16 protein-coding genes and 1 tRNA gene are annotated in these 16,941 nt (G+C 62.5%); 5 read left to right on the top strand and 12 right to left on the bottom strand.

Annotated features, from left to right (window positions below; all coding sequences use genetic code 11):
- Positions 1-51 precede the first annotated feature (51 nt).
- The 10 genes from H7225_RS14575 to H7225_RS14530 all read right to left on the bottom strand — a co-directional run bounded on the left by H7225_RS14575 (position 52) and on the right by H7225_RS14530 (position 7,156).
- Positions 52-126: transfer RNA gene (locus H7225_RS14575), tRNA-Val, on the bottom strand.
- 47 nt (positions 127-173) lie between these two features.
- Positions 174-896 (bottom strand): DNA polymerase III subunit epsilon, encoded by a 723-nt coding sequence (dnaQ, locus tag H7225_RS14570; protein ID WP_290663057.1) that lies wholly within the window; start codon positions 894-896, stop codon positions 174-176.
- A gap of 1 nt (position 897) precedes the next feature.
- Positions 898-1,236, bottom strand: a complete 339-nt coding sequence (gene fdx, locus H7225_RS14565) for an ISC system 2Fe-2S type ferredoxin (RefSeq protein ID WP_290663055.1) — start codon at positions 1,234-1,236, stop codon at positions 898-900.
- 18 nt (positions 1,237-1,254) lie between these two features.
- Complete coding sequence (hscA, locus tag H7225_RS14560; protein ID WP_290663053.1) at positions 1,255-3,123, bottom strand: Fe-S protein assembly chaperone HscA; 1,869 nt, start codon at positions 3,121-3,123, stop codon at positions 1,255-1,257.
- 23 nt (positions 3,124-3,146) lie between these two features.
- Positions 3,147-3,671, bottom strand: coding sequence for a Fe-S protein assembly co-chaperone HscB (gene hscB / locus H7225_RS14555; RefSeq protein ID WP_290663051.1), 525 nt, complete (start codon positions 3,669-3,671; stop codon positions 3,147-3,149).
- Positions 3,672-3,741: 70 nt separating this feature from the next.
- Positions 3,742-4,065 carry an iron-sulfur cluster assembly protein IscA gene (gene iscA, locus H7225_RS14550; RefSeq protein WP_290663065.1) on the bottom strand — a complete coding sequence of 108 codons (324 nt, stop codon included), beginning with the start codon at positions 4,063-4,065 and terminating at the stop codon, positions 3,742-3,744.
- Between the two features lie 103 nt (positions 4,066-4,168).
- Positions 4,169-4,555 carry a Fe-S cluster assembly scaffold IscU gene (gene iscU, locus H7225_RS14545; RefSeq protein WP_290663049.1) on the bottom strand — a complete coding sequence of 129 codons (387 nt, stop codon included), beginning with the start codon at positions 4,553-4,555 and terminating at the stop codon, positions 4,169-4,171.
- Between the two features lie 45 nt (positions 4,556-4,600).
- Positions 4,601-5,821 (bottom strand): IscS subfamily cysteine desulfurase, encoded by a 1,221-nt coding sequence (locus tag H7225_RS14540; protein ID WP_290663047.1) that lies wholly within the window; start codon positions 5,819-5,821, stop codon positions 4,601-4,603.
- 103 nt (positions 5,822-5,924) lie between these two features.
- Positions 5,925-6,461 (bottom strand): Fe-S cluster assembly transcriptional regulator IscR, encoded by a 537-nt coding sequence (iscR, locus tag H7225_RS14535; RefSeq protein WP_290663045.1) that lies wholly within the window; start codon positions 6,459-6,461, stop codon positions 5,925-5,927.
- 203 nt (positions 6,462-6,664) lie between these two features.
- Entirely contained in the window at positions 6,665-7,156 is a 492-nt protein-coding gene (locus H7225_RS14530; protein WP_290663063.1) for a low molecular weight protein-tyrosine-phosphatase, read from the bottom strand.
- Between the two features lie 260 nt (positions 7,157-7,416).
- Here H7225_RS14530 and H7225_RS14525 point away from each other — a divergent pair, with 260 nt between their 5' ends.
- Together H7225_RS14525 and H7225_RS14520 are read left to right on the top strand one after the other, a co-directional pair.
- Positions 7,417-8,496, top strand: coding sequence for a GGDEF domain-containing protein (locus H7225_RS14525; RefSeq protein WP_290663043.1), 1,080 nt, complete (start codon positions 7,417-7,419; stop codon positions 8,494-8,496).
- Positions 8,493-9,659, top strand: a complete 1,167-nt coding sequence (locus H7225_RS14520; protein ID WP_290663041.1) for a GGDEF domain-containing protein — start codon at positions 8,493-8,495, stop codon at positions 9,657-9,659. Before H7225_RS14525 ends, H7225_RS14520 begins: the two co-directional genes overlap by 4 nt.
- Here H7225_RS14520 and uvrB read toward each other — a convergent pair.
- Complete coding sequence (uvrB, locus tag H7225_RS14515; protein ID WP_290663039.1) at positions 9,616-11,757, bottom strand: excinuclease ABC subunit UvrB; 2,142 nt, start codon at positions 11,755-11,757, stop codon at positions 9,616-9,618. The two genes, H7225_RS14520 and uvrB, sit on opposite strands and share 44 nt — an antisense overlap.
- 71 nt (positions 11,758-11,828) lie before the next feature.
- Here uvrB and H7225_RS14510 point away from each other — a divergent pair, with 71 nt between their 5' ends.
- The gene (locus H7225_RS14510) at positions 11,829-13,028 is read left to right on the top strand and encodes an amino acid aminotransferase (protein WP_290663037.1); all 1,200 of its coding nucleotides are present in this window, start codon (positions 11,829-11,831) and stop codon (positions 13,026-13,028) included.
- Positions 13,029-13,104: 76 nt separating this feature from the next.
- Here the strand turns inward: H7225_RS14510 and H7225_RS14505 are convergent, their stop codons facing one another.
- Positions 13,105-14,709: a glyoxal oxidase gene (locus H7225_RS14505; protein ID WP_290663035.1), complete on the bottom strand. Its 1,605-nt coding sequence runs from the start codon at positions 14,707-14,709 to the stop codon at positions 13,105-13,107.
- Between the two features lie 240 nt (positions 14,710-14,949).
- Between H7225_RS14505 and phaZ the strand changes: the two genes are divergently transcribed.
- The gene (gene phaZ / locus H7225_RS14500; protein WP_290663033.1) at positions 14,950-16,230 is read left to right on the top strand and encodes a polyhydroxyalkanoate depolymerase; all 1,281 of its coding nucleotides are present in this window, start codon (positions 14,950-14,952) and stop codon (positions 16,228-16,230) included.
- A 16-nt stretch (positions 16,231-16,246) separates the two neighbouring features.
- Positions 16,247-16,912, top strand: a complete 666-nt coding sequence (gene rsxB / locus H7225_RS14495; protein ID WP_290663031.1) for an electron transport complex subunit RsxB — start codon at positions 16,247-16,249, stop codon at positions 16,910-16,912.
- The last annotated feature ends 29 nt before the right edge of the window (positions 16,913-16,941 follow it).

The raw sequence follows: 16,941 nt of genomic DNA, 5'->3' as shown, positions 1-16,941 counted from the left end.
GTACGGGCAAGAAAAAAGCACCTGGCCGCGAGGCTAAGTGCTTGATTTTCCTGGTGGGCGGTGCAAGTTTCGAACTTGCGACCCCTGCCGTGTGAAGGCAGTGCTCTACCACTGAGCTAACCGCCCGAAATTGGTCATTTCGGCTTCGCCTGGGTTACTGGCGAAGAGCAAAATTATAGCACGGCTTCCAGCGCCTTCCAAATGGCCTTGCCGCCACTGGCTTTGTCGATGTCGGCCAGCGACTTGTCAAAGGCCTCGGCCTCGGCGGAGCTGGGCTGGATCACCCGCAGCTCGAACTGGCTCAAATCCACCGCCGCTGCGTCCAATGCCGCCTGGCTGCCCTCTTCGTCACCCCCCGCGTCAATCAACAGCGCATCCTGCCCTCGCGTCATGTTGATGTAGACGGTGGCCAGCAACTCGGCGTCCATCAAGGCGCCGTGCAAGGTCCGGTGGGTGTTGTCAACCTCAAGCCGTTTGCACAAGGCATCCAGCGAATTGGACTTGCCCGGGAACATCTCACGCGCCATCACCAGCGTGTCGAGCACGCCGTCGATGTGGTCGGCCATCACGCCCTTGCTCACGCGGCGCAACTCGGCGTTCAGGAAGCCTATGTCGAAACTGGCGTTGTGAATGATGAGCTCGGAGCCGGCCACGTAGTCCAGGAACTCGTCGACCACGGCCGCGAACAAGGGCTTGTCTGCCAAGAACTCGTCGGTCAGCCCGTGGATGCGAACGGCGTCTTCGTGACTGGGGCGCTGCGGATTCAGGTAAAAGTGCAGATGCCGACCCGTGAGGCGGCGGTTGACCATCTCCACACAGCCGATTTCGATGATGCGGTCACCCGACTCCGGGCTCAGGCCGGTGGTTTCGGTGTCAAGAAAGATTTGGCGGGACACGTCAGTGGTTCTCGCGCGCGTGATTAATCGTGTACTTGGGGATGTCGATGACCAAGTCTTTGCCGGCGACGATGGCCTGGCAACTCAGGCGCGAGTTGGGCTCCAGGCCCCAGGCGCGGTCCAGCAAGTCTTCTTCAGTCTCGTCCATCTCGTTCAGGCTGTTGAAGCCCTCGCGCACGATGACATGGCAGGTGGTGCAGGCCGCGCTCATGTCGCAGGCGTGCTCGATGGCGATGTTGTTCTCGAGCAGGGCTTCGCAGACGGAGGTGCCGGGGGCAACAGTGATGCTGGCGCCTTGTGGGCACAAATCGGCGTGGGGCAGGATCTTGATGATGGACATGGCGTGGTCGGCGTCAAATCAAACTTGGTCGATAGTGCGGCCGGCCAATGCCTGGCGGATGCCGCGGTTCATGCGTTCGGCTGCGAAGCCTTCGGTGCCCTGGGCCAGGGCCTTGGTGGCAGCTTCAAGCGCGCCCACGTCGCCCCAATCGCAGCGTTGGCCAACCTTGCCCATCAGGGCATCGATTTCGGCGCGTTGATCCAAGCTGAGCAGGTCGCCATCGGCGGCCAAGGCGGTGCGCGTGGCCTCCAGCATGCGCTCGGCGTCGACGCGGGCTTCTCGCAATGAGCGGTCTTTCATGTCGGCCTCGGCCGTGGTGAAGCCTTCGCGCAGCATGTGGGCCACCTGGTCGTCGCTCAAGCCATAGCTGGGCTTGACGACCACCGAGGCTTCGACGCCCGACAGCTGCTCGCGTGCCATGACGCTGAGCAAACCATCGGCATCGACCTGGAAGGTGACGCGGATCCGTGCAGCGCCCGCCACCATGGGCGGGATGCCGCGCAGCTCAAAGCGCGCCAGCGAGCGGCAATGCTCGACCTGCTCGCGCTCGCCTTGCAGCACGTGCACGGCCAAAGCCGTTTGCCCATCCTTAAAGGTGGTGAAGTCTTGCGCCAGCGCGCACGGGATGGGCGTGTTGCGCGGAATGATGCGCTCGACCAGGCCACCCATGGTCTCCAACCCAAGCGACAACGGCAGCACGTCCAGCAAGAGGTGGTCGCCCTTGTCGTTGTTGCCCGCCAGCTGGTTGGCCTGGATGCCGGCGCCCAGTGCCACGACCTCATCGGGGTTCAGGTCGGTCAAGGGCGTTTGGCCAAAGAAGGCGCCCACCGCAACGCGCACGGCCGGCATGCGGGTGGAGCCACCCACCATGACCACGCCATTGACTTCATCGGGCTTGACCTTGGCATCGCGCAGCACGCGTTTGACTGCGACCAAGGTGCGGTCGATCAAAGGCTTGGACAACTCTTGCAGGCGCTCGCGGGTGATGCTGACCGACAGCATGCCGCCCGACAACTTGCAGGACAAATGCGCGTGGCCATCGGTGGACAGCTTCTCCTTGATCGCCCTCGCGGCGACCAGCACGGCGCGCTTGTCCTGCGGCGTGACGGCTTCCATCTGCGCTTCCTGCAAAGCGGCTTCGGCCAGGGCATGGTCGATGTCATCCCCTCCCAAGGCGGAGTCTCCCCCGGTGGCCACGACCTCGAACACGCCCCGGCTGAGCTGCAGCAGCGAGATGTCAAAGGTGCCGCCGCCCAGGTCGTAGATGGCGTAGAGGCCCTCGGAGCGGTTGTCCAGGCCATAGGCGATGGCGGCGGCCGTGGGCTCGTTCAGCAAGCGCAGCACGTTCAGGCCGGCCATCTGCGCCGCATCTTTGGTGGCCTGGCGTTGGGCATCGTCAAAGTAGGCAGGCACGGTGATGACGGCGCCAAACAGGTCATCGTTGAACGTGTCTTCGGCACGCTGGCGCAAGGTGGCCAGGATCTCGGCCGACACCTCGACGGGCGACTTCACACCCGCCACAGTGACCACGCCGACCATGCCGGGCTGGTCTTCAAACTGGTAAGGCAGGCTCTTGGCATCGGCCAGATCGGCCAACTGCCGGCCCATGAATCGCTTGACCGACACGATGGTGTTCTGCGGGTCCTCGGCCTGCTGGGCCAGCGCGTCGAAGCCAATCGCGCGGCGCGTCTTGCCTTGCGCATCGAGCAGGTAGCGCACGGCCGAAGGCAGGATGACGCGGCCTTGCTCATCGGGCAGGCATTCGGCCACGCCACTGCGCACCGAGGCGACCAAAGAGTGCGTGGTGCCCAGGTCAATGCCCACCGCGATGCGGCGCTGGTGAGGGTTGGGCGATTGCCCGGGTTCGGAGATTTGCAGCAAAGCCATGGGGTAGGGTCTCAAGCGAGGGCTCAGAGGCCGTCTTCGTATCGTTCTAGTCGGTGGTTGATCTCATCGCTCAAGCGATCGATGAACATCAGGGCGCGCACTTCAAGTGCGGCTTGCTGGGGGTTGGACTGGGCGTCCAGCAAGTGGGTGATTTTGGCCAGCCGCGCTTGGCGTTGGCCCAAGACCTCGGCCTCCAGCAATTGCACATCGCCTGCCGAGCCAGCGTCTTCCAGGGCTTCGCGCCACTCCATCTGCTGAATCAGGAAGTCCGACGGCATCGCCGTGTTGCGCTCGCTTTGCACCGACACACCGGCCAACTCGCACAGGTAGGCAGCACGCTTGAGCGGGTCTTTCAGGCGCTGGTGGGCCTCATTGACGCGCACCGCCCATTGCATGGCCACGCGTTGCGCGGTACCACCTTCTGCCGCGAAACGATCGGGGTGCACCTTGGCCTGCAAGGCCTTCCAGTGCGCATCAAGCGTGGCGCGGTCCAGCGCGAAGGATCTGGGCAGGCCCAGCAAGGTGAAGTCGTCGGCGTCCAGGTTCATCGCGATGAGCTCAGGTCACAAAGCAAAACCCCACCACGTGGTGGGGTTGGCGGCCAAGGCAAATGGCATGTCAGACGCGGAAGGATTCGCCGCAACCGCAACGGTCCCGCTCTTTCGGGTTGTTGAACTTGAAGCCTTCGTTCAGGCCTTCTCGGGCGAAATCAAGCTCGGTGCCATCGATGTAGGGCAGGCTTTTGGGGTCGACCAAAATCTTCACGCCCTGGTTCTCGAAGACGATGTCTTCGGGCGCCACTTCGTCGGCGAACTCGATCTTGTAGGCGAGGCCCGAGCATCCCGTGGTCTTGACGCCCAGGCGCACACCCACGCCCTTGCCGCGGCGGCCAAGGTAGCGGTTGATGTGGCGGGCGGCCGCGTCGGTCAGCGAGACCGACATGCCTTGCGCACCCGCCTGAACAGCAGAGGCCAGCTCGGGCAAGGGCCCATTACCGGGCCCGCTGGCGCACGAGCCGGAAGAGGCGGTGCTGGCGGTGGCTTGGTCAGGCTGCATGTCGGGCCTTGTAGTCGTTCACGGCCGCCTTGATGGCGTCTTCGGCCAGGATCGAGCAGTGGATCTTGACCGGGGGCAAGGCCAGCTCTTCAGCGATGTGGGTGTTCTTGATGCTGAGGGCTTCGTCGAGTGTCTTGCCGCGCACCCACTCGGTGACCAGCGAGCTGGACGCGATGGCCGAACCGCAACCGTAGGTTTTGAAGCGCGCGTCTTCGATCACGCCGGTTTGCGGGTTGACCTTGATCTGCAATTTCATCACGTCGCCGCAAGCCGGAGCGCCGACCATGCCGGTGCCCACGGAGTCGTTGCCTTTTTCAAAGGCGCCCACGTTGCGGGGGTTTTCGTAGTGGTCAATGACCTTGTCGCTGTATGCCATGGTGTTACTCCAAGAACGAAATGAGCGTAGCGCGTTGACGGGAAGTCAGTGCGCGGCCCATTGAATAGTGCTGATGTCAATGCCGTCTTTGAACATGTCCCACAAGGGTGACAACTCGCGCAGCTTGGCCACGCGTTCTTTCAAGGTCGACACGGCGTAATCGATTTCTTCTTCGGTCGTGAAACGGCCGATGGTCATGCGCAGCGAGCTGTGCGCCAACTCGTCACTGCGGCCCAGGGCGCGCAGCACATAGCTGGGTTCCAGGCTGGCAGACGTGCAGGCCGAGCCCGAGGACACGGCAATGCCCTTGATGCCCATGATCAGAGACTCGCCCTCAACGTAGTTGAAGGAGATGTTCAGGTTGTGCGGCACGCGTTGTGCTGCATCGCCATTGATGAAGATCTGCTCGATGTCTTGCAGGCCCTTGAGCAAGCGCTGCTGCAAGGCCAGGATGCGTGGGCATTCAATGCACATCTCTTCTTTGGCGATGCGGAAGGCTTCGCCCATGCCAACGATCTGGTGCGTGGGCAAGGTGCCCGAACGCATGCCGCGCTCGTGACCTCCCCCGTGCATTTGCGCTTCCAGGCGCACGCGCGGCTTGCGGCGCACGTACAGCGCGCCGATGCCCTTGGGGCCGTAAGTTTTGTGCGAAGCCAGGCTCAGCAAATCAACCGGCAGCGTGGCCATGTCGATGTCGACCTTGCCGGTGGCTTGCGCGGCATCGACGTGGAAGATCACGCCCTTTTCGCGGCACAGATTGCCCAAAGCGGTGATGTCCTGGATGACGCCGATCTCGTTGTTCACGAACATGACCGCAGCCAGGATCGTGTCGGGGCGGATGGCGGCCTTGAACTTCTCGAAATCGAGCAGGCCGTTCTCTTCAACATCGAGGTAGGTGGCCTCGAAGCCCTGGCGCTCCAGCTCGCGGAAGGTGTCGAGCACGGCTTTGTGCTCAGTCTTGACCGTGATGATGTGTTTGCCGCGGCTTTGGTAGAAATTGGCCGCGCCCTTGATGGCCAGGTTGATGGACTCGGTCGCGCCGGATGTCCACACGATTTCGCGCGGGTCGGCACCGATCAGATCGGCGACCTGCTTGCGGGCGTTTTCAACGGCTTCTTCAGCGTCCCAGCCATAAGCGTGGGTGCGCGAGGCAGGGTTGCCAAAGCGCTCACGCAGCCAGGGGATCATGGCATCCACCACGCGCGGGTCCACCGGGGTGGTGGAGCCGTAATCCATGTAAATCGGGAAGTGTGGGGTCATGTCCATAGTGGGGACTCTTGAAAACTCAGCTGTGCCGCCCACAGGCCTGCTTGTCACAGGCCGGGGCTGGCAGTTACATCAGAAAAGCCTGCGATTATCGCGCGGCGGCTTACTTGGCGAGCGCGGCCCCCAGTGCGAACACCGAATTGGGGGCAGTGATCTTGATCGGTTTGACCACCGGTTGCGTCGAGATGGCCCGCTTGATGGGCTGGGCTTCGATCGACACGCCTTTGGCCAACTGGTCTTCGACCAATTTACGCAGGCTGATGGAATCGAGGTACTCGATCATCTTGTTGTTCAGGCTGGTCCACAAATCGTGGGTCATGCAACGGCCACCGTCTTCGGAGCCCATGCAGTTCTCTTTGCCGCCACAACCGGTGGCGTCAATGGGCTCATCGACCGCGACGATGATGTCAGCCACAGTGATGTCCTCGGCCTTGCGGCCCAGCGAATAACCGCCACCAGGGCCACGGGTGCTTTCCACCAGTTCGTGGCGGCGCAGCTTGCCGAACAGTTGCTCAAGGTAGGACAGTGAAATTTGCTGACGCTGGCTGATCGCGGCCAGGGCGACAGGCCCGGTGTGCTCGCGCAGGGCGAGATCGATCATGGCGGTGACGGCAAAACGCCCTTTGGTGGTCAAACGCATGGCTCTTCTCCTTGTGGTCAGAATCTAGACGCCTCAGTCCTAACCAGGGTAAACCAGAAACGGCACCGACCGGGGATAACCGGCTGGCCCGGGGCGTCGTCAATCCCGAGTGATTAAATCAATCATAGAGAAACCTACTAATTTAGTCAACCAAAGGCCAGGGAAATCCCTGAGTTTTTGCCAATGACAGTGATCGCCTTTGCCTATGGCCGAACTGCCATGGCGCGCAGCCTTTGGTGGAGGTGATCGACCAGGCCTTCACAGGCTGATTCGACCAGGTCGAGTACCGCCTCGAAGCCGTCGGGGCCGCCGTAATAGGGGTCGCCCACCACCTCGCGGCCCAACAGTGGCGAGCGCGCAGGGATGAACTCGGTCAGGCGGCGCAGCTTGCTTTGAGCTTCCAAGCCGGGGCAGTTTTTTTGCAGCGCCGCCAGGTTGTCCCAGTCCATGGCCAGGATCAGGTCGAACTGGTGGAAATCACTTTGCTGAACCTTGCGGGCCCGCAGGTGTTTGAGCTTGTAGCCCCGGCGCAGGGCATGCGCTTGACTGCGGTCGTCGGGCGGACTGCCCACGTGCGAGCCGATCGTGCCGGCGGAATCAACCTCGACCAAGGCGTCCAGGCCGGTCTGGGCCAGCTTGTGGCGCAGCACGGCTTCGGCGGTGGGCGAACGGCAGATGTTGCCCATGCAGACCATCAAAACACGCAGCTTGGGGCCGCTGGGCAGGGCATCTAAAGAGGCATTCTCAAGGGACACAGTGAGCGAACAATGCAGTCAACAAGTTGGGATTGTCGCCCTCTTTGATGCCCCTTGCTCACGGCGGGATGCTCAATGTGCGCGCAAAACGGCCGATATGCCACCAAGGGGCCGTGGGGCTCCGACTAACCACGCTAATGTTATACGCACCGCCCGTTTCATTTGATGCCCCCCCAAGATCCGCGCTAGCGCGAGTGATCATGGGCCCGCTCGGGCCTGTGCATGACGGCGTGCGGCGGCTGGCGCTGACCTTGCCCAGCTATGCGTTCATCGCGATGCTGCTGGTGGCCTGCGCCAGCATGGGGTTTGTGCAGCCTTGGCAGTCCGCCGTGGTGATTGGCTACAACGTGGTGGGCATCGGCACGTTTTATGGGCTGGTGCGCAGCGGCATGAGCACCGCCCTGGCCCAGGATTCTTCGCTGGCGTTTCAACGGGTGTTGTTCAACGCGAGCATGGTGATGCTGGCCTATGCCCTGATCCCGATGGCGCGGGGGCTGGCTTTGCAATGGCTGTGCCTCACGATCTTGTACGACATGCGGAGGATGAGCAAGGTGCAGGTGCGGCTGGCGGCGGCCAGCGCTTACGCGATGCTGATCGGCACCGTGTTGCTCATCCTGCAGTGCTCGCCATCGTCCATCGACATGGGCGCCGAGTTCGTCAACGTGGCCATGGCCAGCGTCACGCTGTGCGTTCTGTTGGTGGTCACGCAGATTGGGCAAGGGGTCAACCAGCACCGCAAACAGCAACAGCTGGAGCTGGAGCGCACGGTGGCGCAATTGAATGCGCTGTCGATCCGCGATGGGCTGACGCAGTTGTTCAACCGGCGCCATTTTCAGACCTTGCTGGACGAGGAGGTGCGGCGCAATCACCGTTGCCGTCGCCCCTTTTGCGTGGCAATCCTGGACATCGATTTTTTCAAACGCGTGAACGACCAGCATGGTCATGCCGTTGGTGATGTGGTGCTGCGCGAGGTGTCGCGCCTGGCCCAGGGCGCCATCGGCCCGACGCATGCCCTGGCCCGCTGGGGCGGCGAGGAGTTTTTGCTGCTGATGCCTGAAACGCTGCTGCCAGCGGCCATGGACACCCTGGAAGCGGTTCGCCGCGCCGTCAGCGAACACGACTGGGGGCAGCATGCTGCGGGCTTGTGCGTGACCCTGTCTGCCGGAGCGTGTGAACACGGTGACGACCTGAACGTGAACTCGACGCTGGAGCGCGCCGACCGGGCGCTGTACCAGGCCAAGCATGGCGGGCGCGATCAGGTCATGGCGGCCAGCGCATGATCGGCCGATGGTTGTCCGACCTGGTCGTTGGCAAGGATCGGCGCATGCAGGCGCGGCTGGGCCTGTGTTTGGTATCCATGGTGATCTACGGGTGCTGGATTGCCGTGCTGCTGGCCTACGCTGTGCCTCGGCAATTGATGTCGGAGGCGACCGCGCATTTCTTCGTGGGCTACATCAGCGTAGCGCTGTGCGTTTTCTACCCACTGGTGCGCAGCGGCCTCACCCGCACCTGGTCCGACCCTGGGCTGGTGGCGCCTCAGATCTTGTGGGCCAGTGGCGCCATGATCATCGGTTACGCGGTGGCGCCCGTGGTGCGCTCGGTCGCGTTTCAGACGCTGTGCCTGATCCAGGTGTTTGGCTTTTTGAGCCTGCGGCCCAAGGTGGCCGCGTGGACGGGTGGGCTGACCACCGCGATGCTGGTCATCGCCTGGAGCGCCATGACGGTGCTGGGCTTGAGCGATGTGGATCCCCGCGCCGAGGCCTTGAAAATACTGGCCTCCTGCTTTGTGCTGGTGTTGATGACGGTTCAATCGCGCAGCTTCGGGTTGATGCGCGAACGCGCTTTTCATGAGAAGAGATCATTGGCGGCGGCCGCCAAAGCGCTGCGCCGCATCACGATCCACGATGGCTTGACCGGCCTGTACAACCGGGCCCACATGCAGGAACGCCTTGAAGCGGAAGTGCAGCGAGCGCTGCTGAACGGGCACCACTTCTCGGTGGCCCTGATCGACCTGGATCACTTCAAAAACATCAACGACACCCATGGCCACCCAGTGGGCGACGAGGTGCTGGTGAACTTCGCTTTTCAAGGCAGCGCGGTGTTGCGTGAAACCGATGTGATCGGGCGTTGGGGTGGTGAAGAGTTCCTGGTGCTGATGCCCGAAACGGAAGCGGCCAACCAGGCCCAGATCGCCATGACACGCTTGCGCGACAAGCTTCGCTCAGCGCAGATGAGTCAGGGCGCGGCGGATCTGCGCGCGCGCTTTTCTTGCGGCATCGCCACCTGGAGCACGCAGGACACCATCGAGCAGGTGCTTGAGCGGGCCGATCAGGCCTTGTACCGCGCCAAATCCAACGGGCGCGACCGCACCGAGCTGGAGCCGCCGCTGACCCCTGGAACTACAGTTGCCGACCGGCCTGAATCGGCACAATGTGATCGCTGACCACGGCGCCAAAGGCTTGTTCTTTCAGCAGGCTCAACTGGTCTCTCAGACGCGCCGCTTTTTCGAACTCCAGGTTGCGCGCGTGTTCCAGCATCTGCTTTTCCAGTTGCTTGATGCGCTTGCCCAGGTCTTTTTCATTCAAGGCGGGCGCATCGGCCATGGAGGCCGTCAGGGCTTCGGCGGCCCGCAAGTCGTCCTTGGCCGCGTTGGACATCACGCCGTCGATCATGTCCTTGACCTTCTTTTTGACGGTCTTGGGCGTGATGCCGTTCAGCTCATTGTGCTCGATCTGCTTGTGGCGCCGCCGCTCGGTTTCGCCCATGGCCTTGCGCATGGATTCGGTGATTTTGTCGGCGTACAAAATGGCGTGGCCATTCTGGTTGCGCGCCGCCCGGCCTATGGTCTGGATCAGGCTGCGCTCTGAGCGCAGGAAACCCTCCTTGTCGGCATCGAGGATCGCCACCAGCGACACCTCGGGGATGTCCAGACCTTCGCGCAACAGGTTGATGCCGACCAGCACATCGAAGGTGCCCAGGCGCAGATCGCGCAAGATTTCAACCCGCTCGACGGTGTCGATGTCGGAGTGCAGGTAGCGCACCTTCACGCCGTTGTCGGCCAGGTAGTCTGTGAGCTGCTCTGACATGCGTTTGGTCAAGGTGGTGATCAGCACACGCTCGTTTTTCTCGACGCGGATGCGGATCTCTTGCAGCACATCGTCGACCTGGTGCACGGCGGGGCGCACCTCCACCATCGGATCGACCAGGCCGGTGGGCCGCACCACCTGCTCCACCACCTGGCCCGTGTGAGCAGCTTCATACGCAGCGGGCGTGGCCGACACGAACACCACTTGGCGCATCTTGGTCTCGAACTCTTCCATCTTCAAGGGCCGGTTGTCCAGGGCCGATGGCAGGCGAAAGCCGTACTCGACCAGCGTGGTCTTGCGCGAGCGGTCTCCGTTGTACATGGCGCTGAGCTGGCCAATCATCACGTGGCTCTCGTCCAGGAACATCAGCGCATCGCGCGGCAGGTAGTCGACCAAAGTGGGCGGAGGATCACCCGGATTGGCGCCCGACAAATGGCGCGAGTAGTTCTCGATGCCCTTGCAGTGGCCAATCTCTTGCAGCATTTCCAGATCGAACTTGGTGCGCTGCTCGACGCGTTGCGCCTCGACCAGCTTGCCCATGCCGACCAGCTCTTTCACCCGGCCATTCAACTCGTGCTTGATGGCCTCGATGGCGACCAGAACGCGCTCACGCGGCGTCACGTAGTGGCTGCTGGGGTAGATGGTGAAGCGCGGGATCTTCTGGCGCACGCGGCCGGTGAGCGGATCGAACAACTGGATGGAGTCGATCTCGTCGTCGAACAACTCCAGCCGCACGGCCAGCTCGGAGTGCTCGGCCGGGAAAACGTCGATGGTGTCGCCACGCACACGGAAGGTACCGCGTGAGAAGTCAGCATCATTGCGCTTGTACTGCATGCGGATCAGCTGGGCAATCACGTCCCGCTGACCGACCTTGTCGCCCACGCGCGCCATCAGCACCATCTGCATGTAGTCCTCGGGCCTGCCGATGCCGTAAATGGCCGACACGCTGGCCACGATGACCACGTCGCGCCGTTCAAGCAGGCTCTTGGTGGCGCTCAGGCGCATCTGCTCGATGGCCTCGTTGATGGCGCTGTCCTTCTCGATGAAAAGGTCGCGCTGCGGCACGTAGGCTTCGGGCTGGTAGTAGTCGTAGTAGCTGACGAAGTACTCGACCGCGTTGTTGGGGAAGAACTCGCGGAACTCTGAATACAGCTGCGCCGCCAGGGTTTTGTTGGGCGCGAACACGATGGCGGGGCGCCCCTGCCGGGCGATCACATTGGCCATGGTGAAGGTTTTGCCCGATCCGGTCACGCCCAGCAGGGTCTGGTAGGCCAGGCCGTCTTGCACGCCTTCGCACAGCAGATCGATGGCTGTGGGCTGATCCCCCGCTGGGGGGTAGGGTTGATAAAGTTGGAAAGGCGAGTCCGGAAAACTCACGAATTGGCCCGCTGACTCAGCGTCGGCGCCCTCTTTGGGCACCTGGGCGGCAAGAGAAATATCAATCGGATCTGACATGAGAGGCGCGGGTCGATAAAATAAAGGGTTAACTGGTTTCAGCTTATCCCAACCGATCAAGGACTGCTTGCATGGCCTCGTTATTCGCCACCGTTGAAATGGCCCCCCGGGATCCGATCCTAGGCCTGAACGAACAATTCAACGCCGACCCCAATCCCGCCAAGGTGAACCTGGGCGTGGGCGTGTACACCGACGACCAGGGCAAGCTGCCCCTGCTGAAATGCGTGGCCACCGCCGAGCAGCAAATGCAGGAAGCGCCCAAGGCGCGTGGCTACTTGCCCATCGAAGGCATCGCCGCCTACGACAAGGCCGTGCAAGCGCTGGTGTTTGGCGCCGAGCACGCCGCCGTCAAGGCTGGCCGCATTTCCACCGCGCAAGCCATTGGCGGCACGGGCGGCCTGAAGCTGGGCGCCGATTTCCTCAAGCGCCTGAACCCCGATGCGCAGGTTTTGATCTCTGACCCCAGCTGGGAAAACCACCGCGCCCTGTTCGAGAGCGCCGGGTTCAAAGTGGGCACCTACCCTTACTACGACGCCGCCAACAAGGGCGTCAACTTCGACGGCCTGCTGTCCACCTTGAAGGCTGCCGCCGCCGGCACCATCATCGTGCTGCACGCCTGCTGCCACAACCCGACCGGCTACGACCTGGACGATTCCCAGTGGGCGCAGATCATTGGCGTCGTGAAAGAACGCGGCCTGGTGCCCTTCCTGGACATGGCCTACCAAGGCTTTGGCCATGGCATCGCCGAGGACGGCAAGGTGGTCATCAAGTTCCTGGACGCCGACCTGAACATCTTCGTGTCGACCAGCTTCTCCAAGAGCTTCTCGCTGTATGGCGAGCGCGTCGGCGCCCTGAGCATCGTCAGCGAATCAAGCGAAGAAGCCGCCCGCGTGTTGAGCCAGCTCAAGCGCGTGATCCGCACCAATTACTCCAACCCGCCTACGCACGGCGCGCAAGTGGTGGCCCTGGTGCTGACCACGCCTGCCCTGCGCACCCTGTGGGAAGAAGAGCTGGCCACCATGCGCGACCGCATCAAGTTGATGCGCACAGCATTGGTCAGTGAACTGAAGGCTGCTGGCGTGACCGACGACCTGAGCTTCATCACCCGCCAGAAGGGCATGTTCAGCTACTCGGGCCTGAACGCGACGCAAATGCAGCGCCTGCGCTCGGAGTTCGGCATCTATGGTGTGGACTCGGGCCGCATCTGCGTGGCCGCGCTGAACAAAGGCAACATCAAGGCCGTGGCCGAGGCAATCAAGGCGGTGCTGTAAGCCACCACTTGAAGCAAGTGCATGAGCAAGGGGGCTTTTTCAAGCCCCCTTTTTTTATGCGCGGATGAAACCTGGATCAGCCCAGCTTGATGATCTTGGCCACCGAAGGCACGCCGGCCGAATTGAACACAAACAGCATGTAGTAGCCGGGCGGCGCGACATTGGCCGACGCGGGCACCCGGATGGTCAGGTTGGTGCCGGCGGCGGTGAAGCCCAAGTCCATGAAGCGCTGGTCAAAGTCCACCGTGTGAGTGGCTGACCCTGTTTTGACCAGGGTAACGCGGCTGATGCCCGTCACGTCGGTGGTGGCCGCGATGCTGGCACCCCAGGTGGTCGCGGTGGGCGCCGACTGGATGACCGGGCGCACCGCCAGCGAGCTGTCGGCCTTGTACAAATAGGGCGGCGTGTAGATCTCGGCATTCAGGTTGGTGGCCGGGCCGGGGGCCCCCCCGCCTGCCGTCAACACCGTGGCATCGGGCAATAGCAAAGAGACCGAGTGGTAGAGGCGCATCTTTTTAGCTGTGGCGGCCACCGTCCAGGCCTTGGTGGTCGGGTTCCACAGCTTGGCCTGGTAGGCCACGCCATTGGCCACGTTGGTCACCATCGAGCCGCCATTGACGAACACTTGCCCATTGGGCAGCACCGTGGCCGAGCCATGGTAGCGATCCTGACCCACGCTTTTGACCGTGGTGGCCGTGGGCGTGGCGCCGTTGATGTCGATGATGACGGCCTTGTTGAGCTTGCGGAAAGCGAGGATCTTGCCCGGTGCGTACATCACGCTGGGCAGGTAAACATCGCCTTCGGTCAGTTTGAGCGGGGTCGCGGCCAGCGAGCCAGCCCCGGTCGGATCGACGTAATAAGTGCCGCCCCAAATGGTGGCCACGAAGACCTTGCCATTGGGCGCCTGCCAGGCCCGGGGGTAGCTCCAATTGCGGATGCCATACGCGTCGTCACTGGTGGCGCCCGGCAGCGTGCGCCAGCCTTCTGCCTCGGAATACAAATCCGGGGTCGGCGCGGGGGTGTTGGGATCAGCCCGTCCGCCCAGCACCAGGATCTTGCCATTGGCCAGGGTCACCACGCTGGGATACCAACGCAGCGCGCTCATGCGATCGGGCGAGGCCGACATGGCGTTGTAGCGGTAGTCGAAGAAATCGACGTCGTCCGCCGAATAGTTGCGCACGCCATTGATCGTGCGGTCGCCCCCGGTCAGCAGCACCGCGCCGCTGGACGGCACGACGATCTGGGCATTGCAAAAGAGGTCCGTGCCCGTGGTGTTGGGCAGCATCAGGTGCGAGGCTGTGCCGGTGCCTTTGCTGGGGTCCCAGATGTCATAGTTGAACTGCGCGGTCTGCACGCCCTGGGCATCGGTGCCATAGCTCATGACCCGCCCATCGGGCAGCAGCACCACGTGGATCGGGATCAGCGGCCAGCTGGCCACCGCGCCGAAAGTGCCCTTGAGGTAAGCATCAGCGGGGATGACGGCCTGTCCGGGTGCCGTGGTGCCGCCCCCCGGAGTGGTCGTACCGCCCCCGCCACCGAACAAATTGGCCAAGTCGTCAAAAAAACCGGCATGGCTGGTGGTGGGCAGAACACCCAGAGCGGCCAGCAACAGCGCCGAGCAGGTATGCAGGGCTTTCTTTTTAAAAGGCAGGAATGAGGCGGGCGCAAATTGGCCGGTCATGAAGGGTTCTCCCTAGTGTGTAAGCAAATCTAGCACGCCGATTTTTTTAGTCATCCCTCATCAAGGGGGACACCACCCCCGGAATTGCGGGGTGGACGTGCACTTGTTGTGCTTCTTGGGTCAGCCAACTCGGTGCAAAGATGATCAAAGTCGTCTATGCTGCACTGCACAATGCGCCCAAAAGGTGCGTTTTTTTAGGCAGCGATACACAGGCTTGAACTGCACAACAGAGGTCGCCCCATGCTCTATCAAATCTACGAAACCAACCGCGCCTGGATCAGCCCGTTCTCCGAGTTCGCCAGCGCGGCGTCCAAGCTTTACAGCAACCCCTTGTCGGCGTTTGCCCAGGTGCCCCAGGCACAGCGGGTGTCGGCAGGCTTTGATTTGGTGCACCGCCTTACCAAGGAATACGAAAAGCCCGAGTTCGGCATCAACAAGGTCACGGTGGATGGCACCGATGTGGTGATCCAGGAGCAAGTGGTGTTGGCCAAGCCTTTTTGCCGCCTGTTGCGCTTCAAGCGCTTCACCGACAACGCCAAGCTGCTGGGCACCATGCGCGATCAGCCCTCCGTGCTGGTGGTCGCACCACTGTCAGGTCACCATTCCACCTTGCTGCGCGACACCGTCAAAACCCTGTTGCAGGATCACAAGGTCTACGTCACTGACTGGGTCGATGCCCGAATGGTGCATGTCGATGAAGGCGCCTTCCACCTGGACGACTACGTCAACTACGTGCAGGAGTTCATCCGCGCATTGGGTCCTGATGTCCACGTGATTTCCGTGTGCCAGCCGACGGTGCCGGTGTTGGCCGCCGTCTCCCTGATGGCCAGCCGCGGTGAGCAAACGCCACTGACCATGACCATGATGGGCGGCCCGATTGACGCGCGCAAATCGCCCACGGCCGTCAACAACCTGGCCATGAACAAAAGCTTCGAGTGGTTTGAATCGAACGTGATTTACCGCGTGCCGACCAACTACCCTGGCGCCACCCGCCGCGTCTACCCGGGCTTTTTGCAGCACACCGGGTTTGTGGCCATGAACCCCGACCGCCACCGCGAGTCGCATTACGACTACTTCCTGGACCTGTTGCGCGGCGACGACGACAGCGCCGAAGCCCACCGCGTGTTCTACGACGAGTACAACGCCGTGCTGGACATGCCCGCCGAGTATTACCTGGACACGATCCGCATCGTGTTCCAGGAGTTCTCGCTGGTCAACGGCACCTGGGAAGTGCGCAACCTCAAAGGCGTGCCCGAACTGGTCAAGCCCGCCGACATCAAGACCACCGCCTTGCTGACGGTGGAAGGCGAGTTGGACGACATCTCCGGCGCCGGCCAGACCGAGGCGGCCCACGATCTGTGCTCGGGTATCCCGGCATCGCGCCAGAAGCACTACACTGTGGAAGGTGCCGGTCACTACGGCATCTTTGCCGGTCGCCGCTGGCGCGAGATGGTCTACCCGGAAATCCGCGACTTCATCGCGGCCAACAACAAGTCGGCCAAGGTTAGAAAAGCGGCATGACGTAGACTGCGGCGCCATGTTGGACGCTGCCCAGATCAATGCCCTTTTGCCGCAGACGCAATGCACGCGCTGCGGCTTTCCCGATTGTGCGAGCTACGCGCAGGCCATCGTGGCAGGCGAGGCGGGCATCAACCAATGCCCGCCGGGTGGCGAGGAAGGCATCCAACGCCTGGCCCAAGCCACCGGCCTGCCCGCCCTGCCCCTGAGCGTTGAGCATGGCGTGGAAGGCCCTCGCTTTCTGGCCGTGATCGACGAGGCTTGGTGCATTGGCTGCACCTTGTGCATCAAGGCCTGCCCGGTGGATTGCATCATCGGCGCCGCCAAGCAAATGCACACGGTGATCGAAGACTTGTGCACGGGTTGCGAGTTGTGCATCCCCGCTTGCCCGGTGGACTGCATCTCGCTGGTGCCGGTCACCGATGGGCCGCCAGAACCGACCGGTTGGGCCGCCTGGAGTGCCCCGCTGGCCCGTCAAGCCCAAGGCCGCTACGAGTTTCACCAATTGCGGGTTGAACAAGCCAAGCAGGACAGCGACGCCCGGCTGCAGGCCAAGGCCGAACGCAAGCTGGCGAACCTGGCTGAAGAATCGCGCCTGACCGACCCTGCCCAACTGGACGACAAGCGATCGGCAATTGAAGCGGCGTTGGCGCGGGCGCGGGCACGCCGAAGTACCAGCCCCTGAGGCTTTCAGCGGGATGCAAGCACAAATGG

The organism is Aquabacterium sp., assembly GCF_014378415.1.
Taxonomy (GTDB): domain Bacteria; phylum Pseudomonadota; class Gammaproteobacteria; order Burkholderiales; family Burkholderiaceae_C; genus Aquabacterium.
The sequence above is the reverse complement of the archived record's forward strand: the minus strand, read 5'-3'. Positions and strand labels throughout refer to the sequence as shown.

Excerpts from the sequence above, each read along its gene's own strand:
- phaZ (WP_290663033.1), top strand. The coding sequence starts at position 14,950 with ATGCTCTATCAAATCTACGAAACCAACCGCGCCTGGATCAGCCCGTTC.
- H7225_RS14525 (WP_290663043.1), top strand. The coding sequence starts at position 7,417 with ATGGGCCCGCTCGGGCCTGTGCATGACGGCGTGCGGCGGCTGGCGCTG.
- fdx (WP_290663055.1), bottom strand. The coding sequence starts at position 1,236 with ATGTCCATCATCAAGATCCTGCCCCACGCCGATTTGTGCCCACAAGGC.
- hscB (WP_290663051.1), bottom strand. The coding sequence starts at position 3,671 with ATGAACCTGGACGCCGACGACTTCACCTTGCTGGGCCTGCCCAGATCC.
- H7225_RS14505 (WP_290663035.1), bottom strand. The coding sequence starts at position 14,709 with ATGACCGGCCAATTTGCGCCCGCCTCATTCCTGCCTTTTAAAAAGAAA.
- iscR (WP_290663045.1), bottom strand. The coding sequence starts at position 6,461 with ATGCGTTTGACCACCAAAGGGCGTTTTGCCGTCACCGCCATGATCGAT.
- uvrB (WP_290663039.1), bottom strand. The coding sequence starts at position 11,757 with ATGTCAGATCCGATTGATATTTCTCTTGCCGCCCAGGTGCCCAAAGAG.
- hscA (WP_290663053.1), bottom strand. The coding sequence starts at position 3,123 with ATGGCTTTGCTGCAAATCTCCGAACCCGGGCAATCGCCCAACCCTCAC.
- rsxB (WP_290663031.1), top strand. The coding sequence starts at position 16,247 with ATGTTGGACGCTGCCCAGATCAATGCCCTTTTGCCGCAGACGCAATGC.
- H7225_RS14530 (WP_290663063.1), bottom strand. The coding sequence starts at position 7,156 with ATGGTCTGCATGGGCAACATCTGCCGTTCGCCCACCGCCGAAGCCGTG.
- H7225_RS14510 (WP_290663037.1), top strand. The coding sequence starts at position 11,829 with ATGGCCTCGTTATTCGCCACCGTTGAAATGGCCCCCCGGGATCCGATC.
- H7225_RS14520 (WP_290663041.1), top strand. The coding sequence starts at position 8,493 with ATGATCGGCCGATGGTTGTCCGACCTGGTCGTTGGCAAGGATCGGCGC.
- iscU (WP_290663049.1), bottom strand. The coding sequence starts at position 4,555 with ATGGCATACAGCGACAAGGTCATTGACCACTACGAAAACCCCCGCAAC.
- H7225_RS14540 (WP_290663047.1), bottom strand. The coding sequence starts at position 5,821 with ATGGACATGACCCCACACTTCCCGATTTACATGGATTACGGCTCCACC.
- iscA (WP_290663065.1), bottom strand. The coding sequence starts at position 4,065 with ATGTCGGTCTCGCTGACCGACGCGGCCGCCCGCCACATCAACCGCTAC.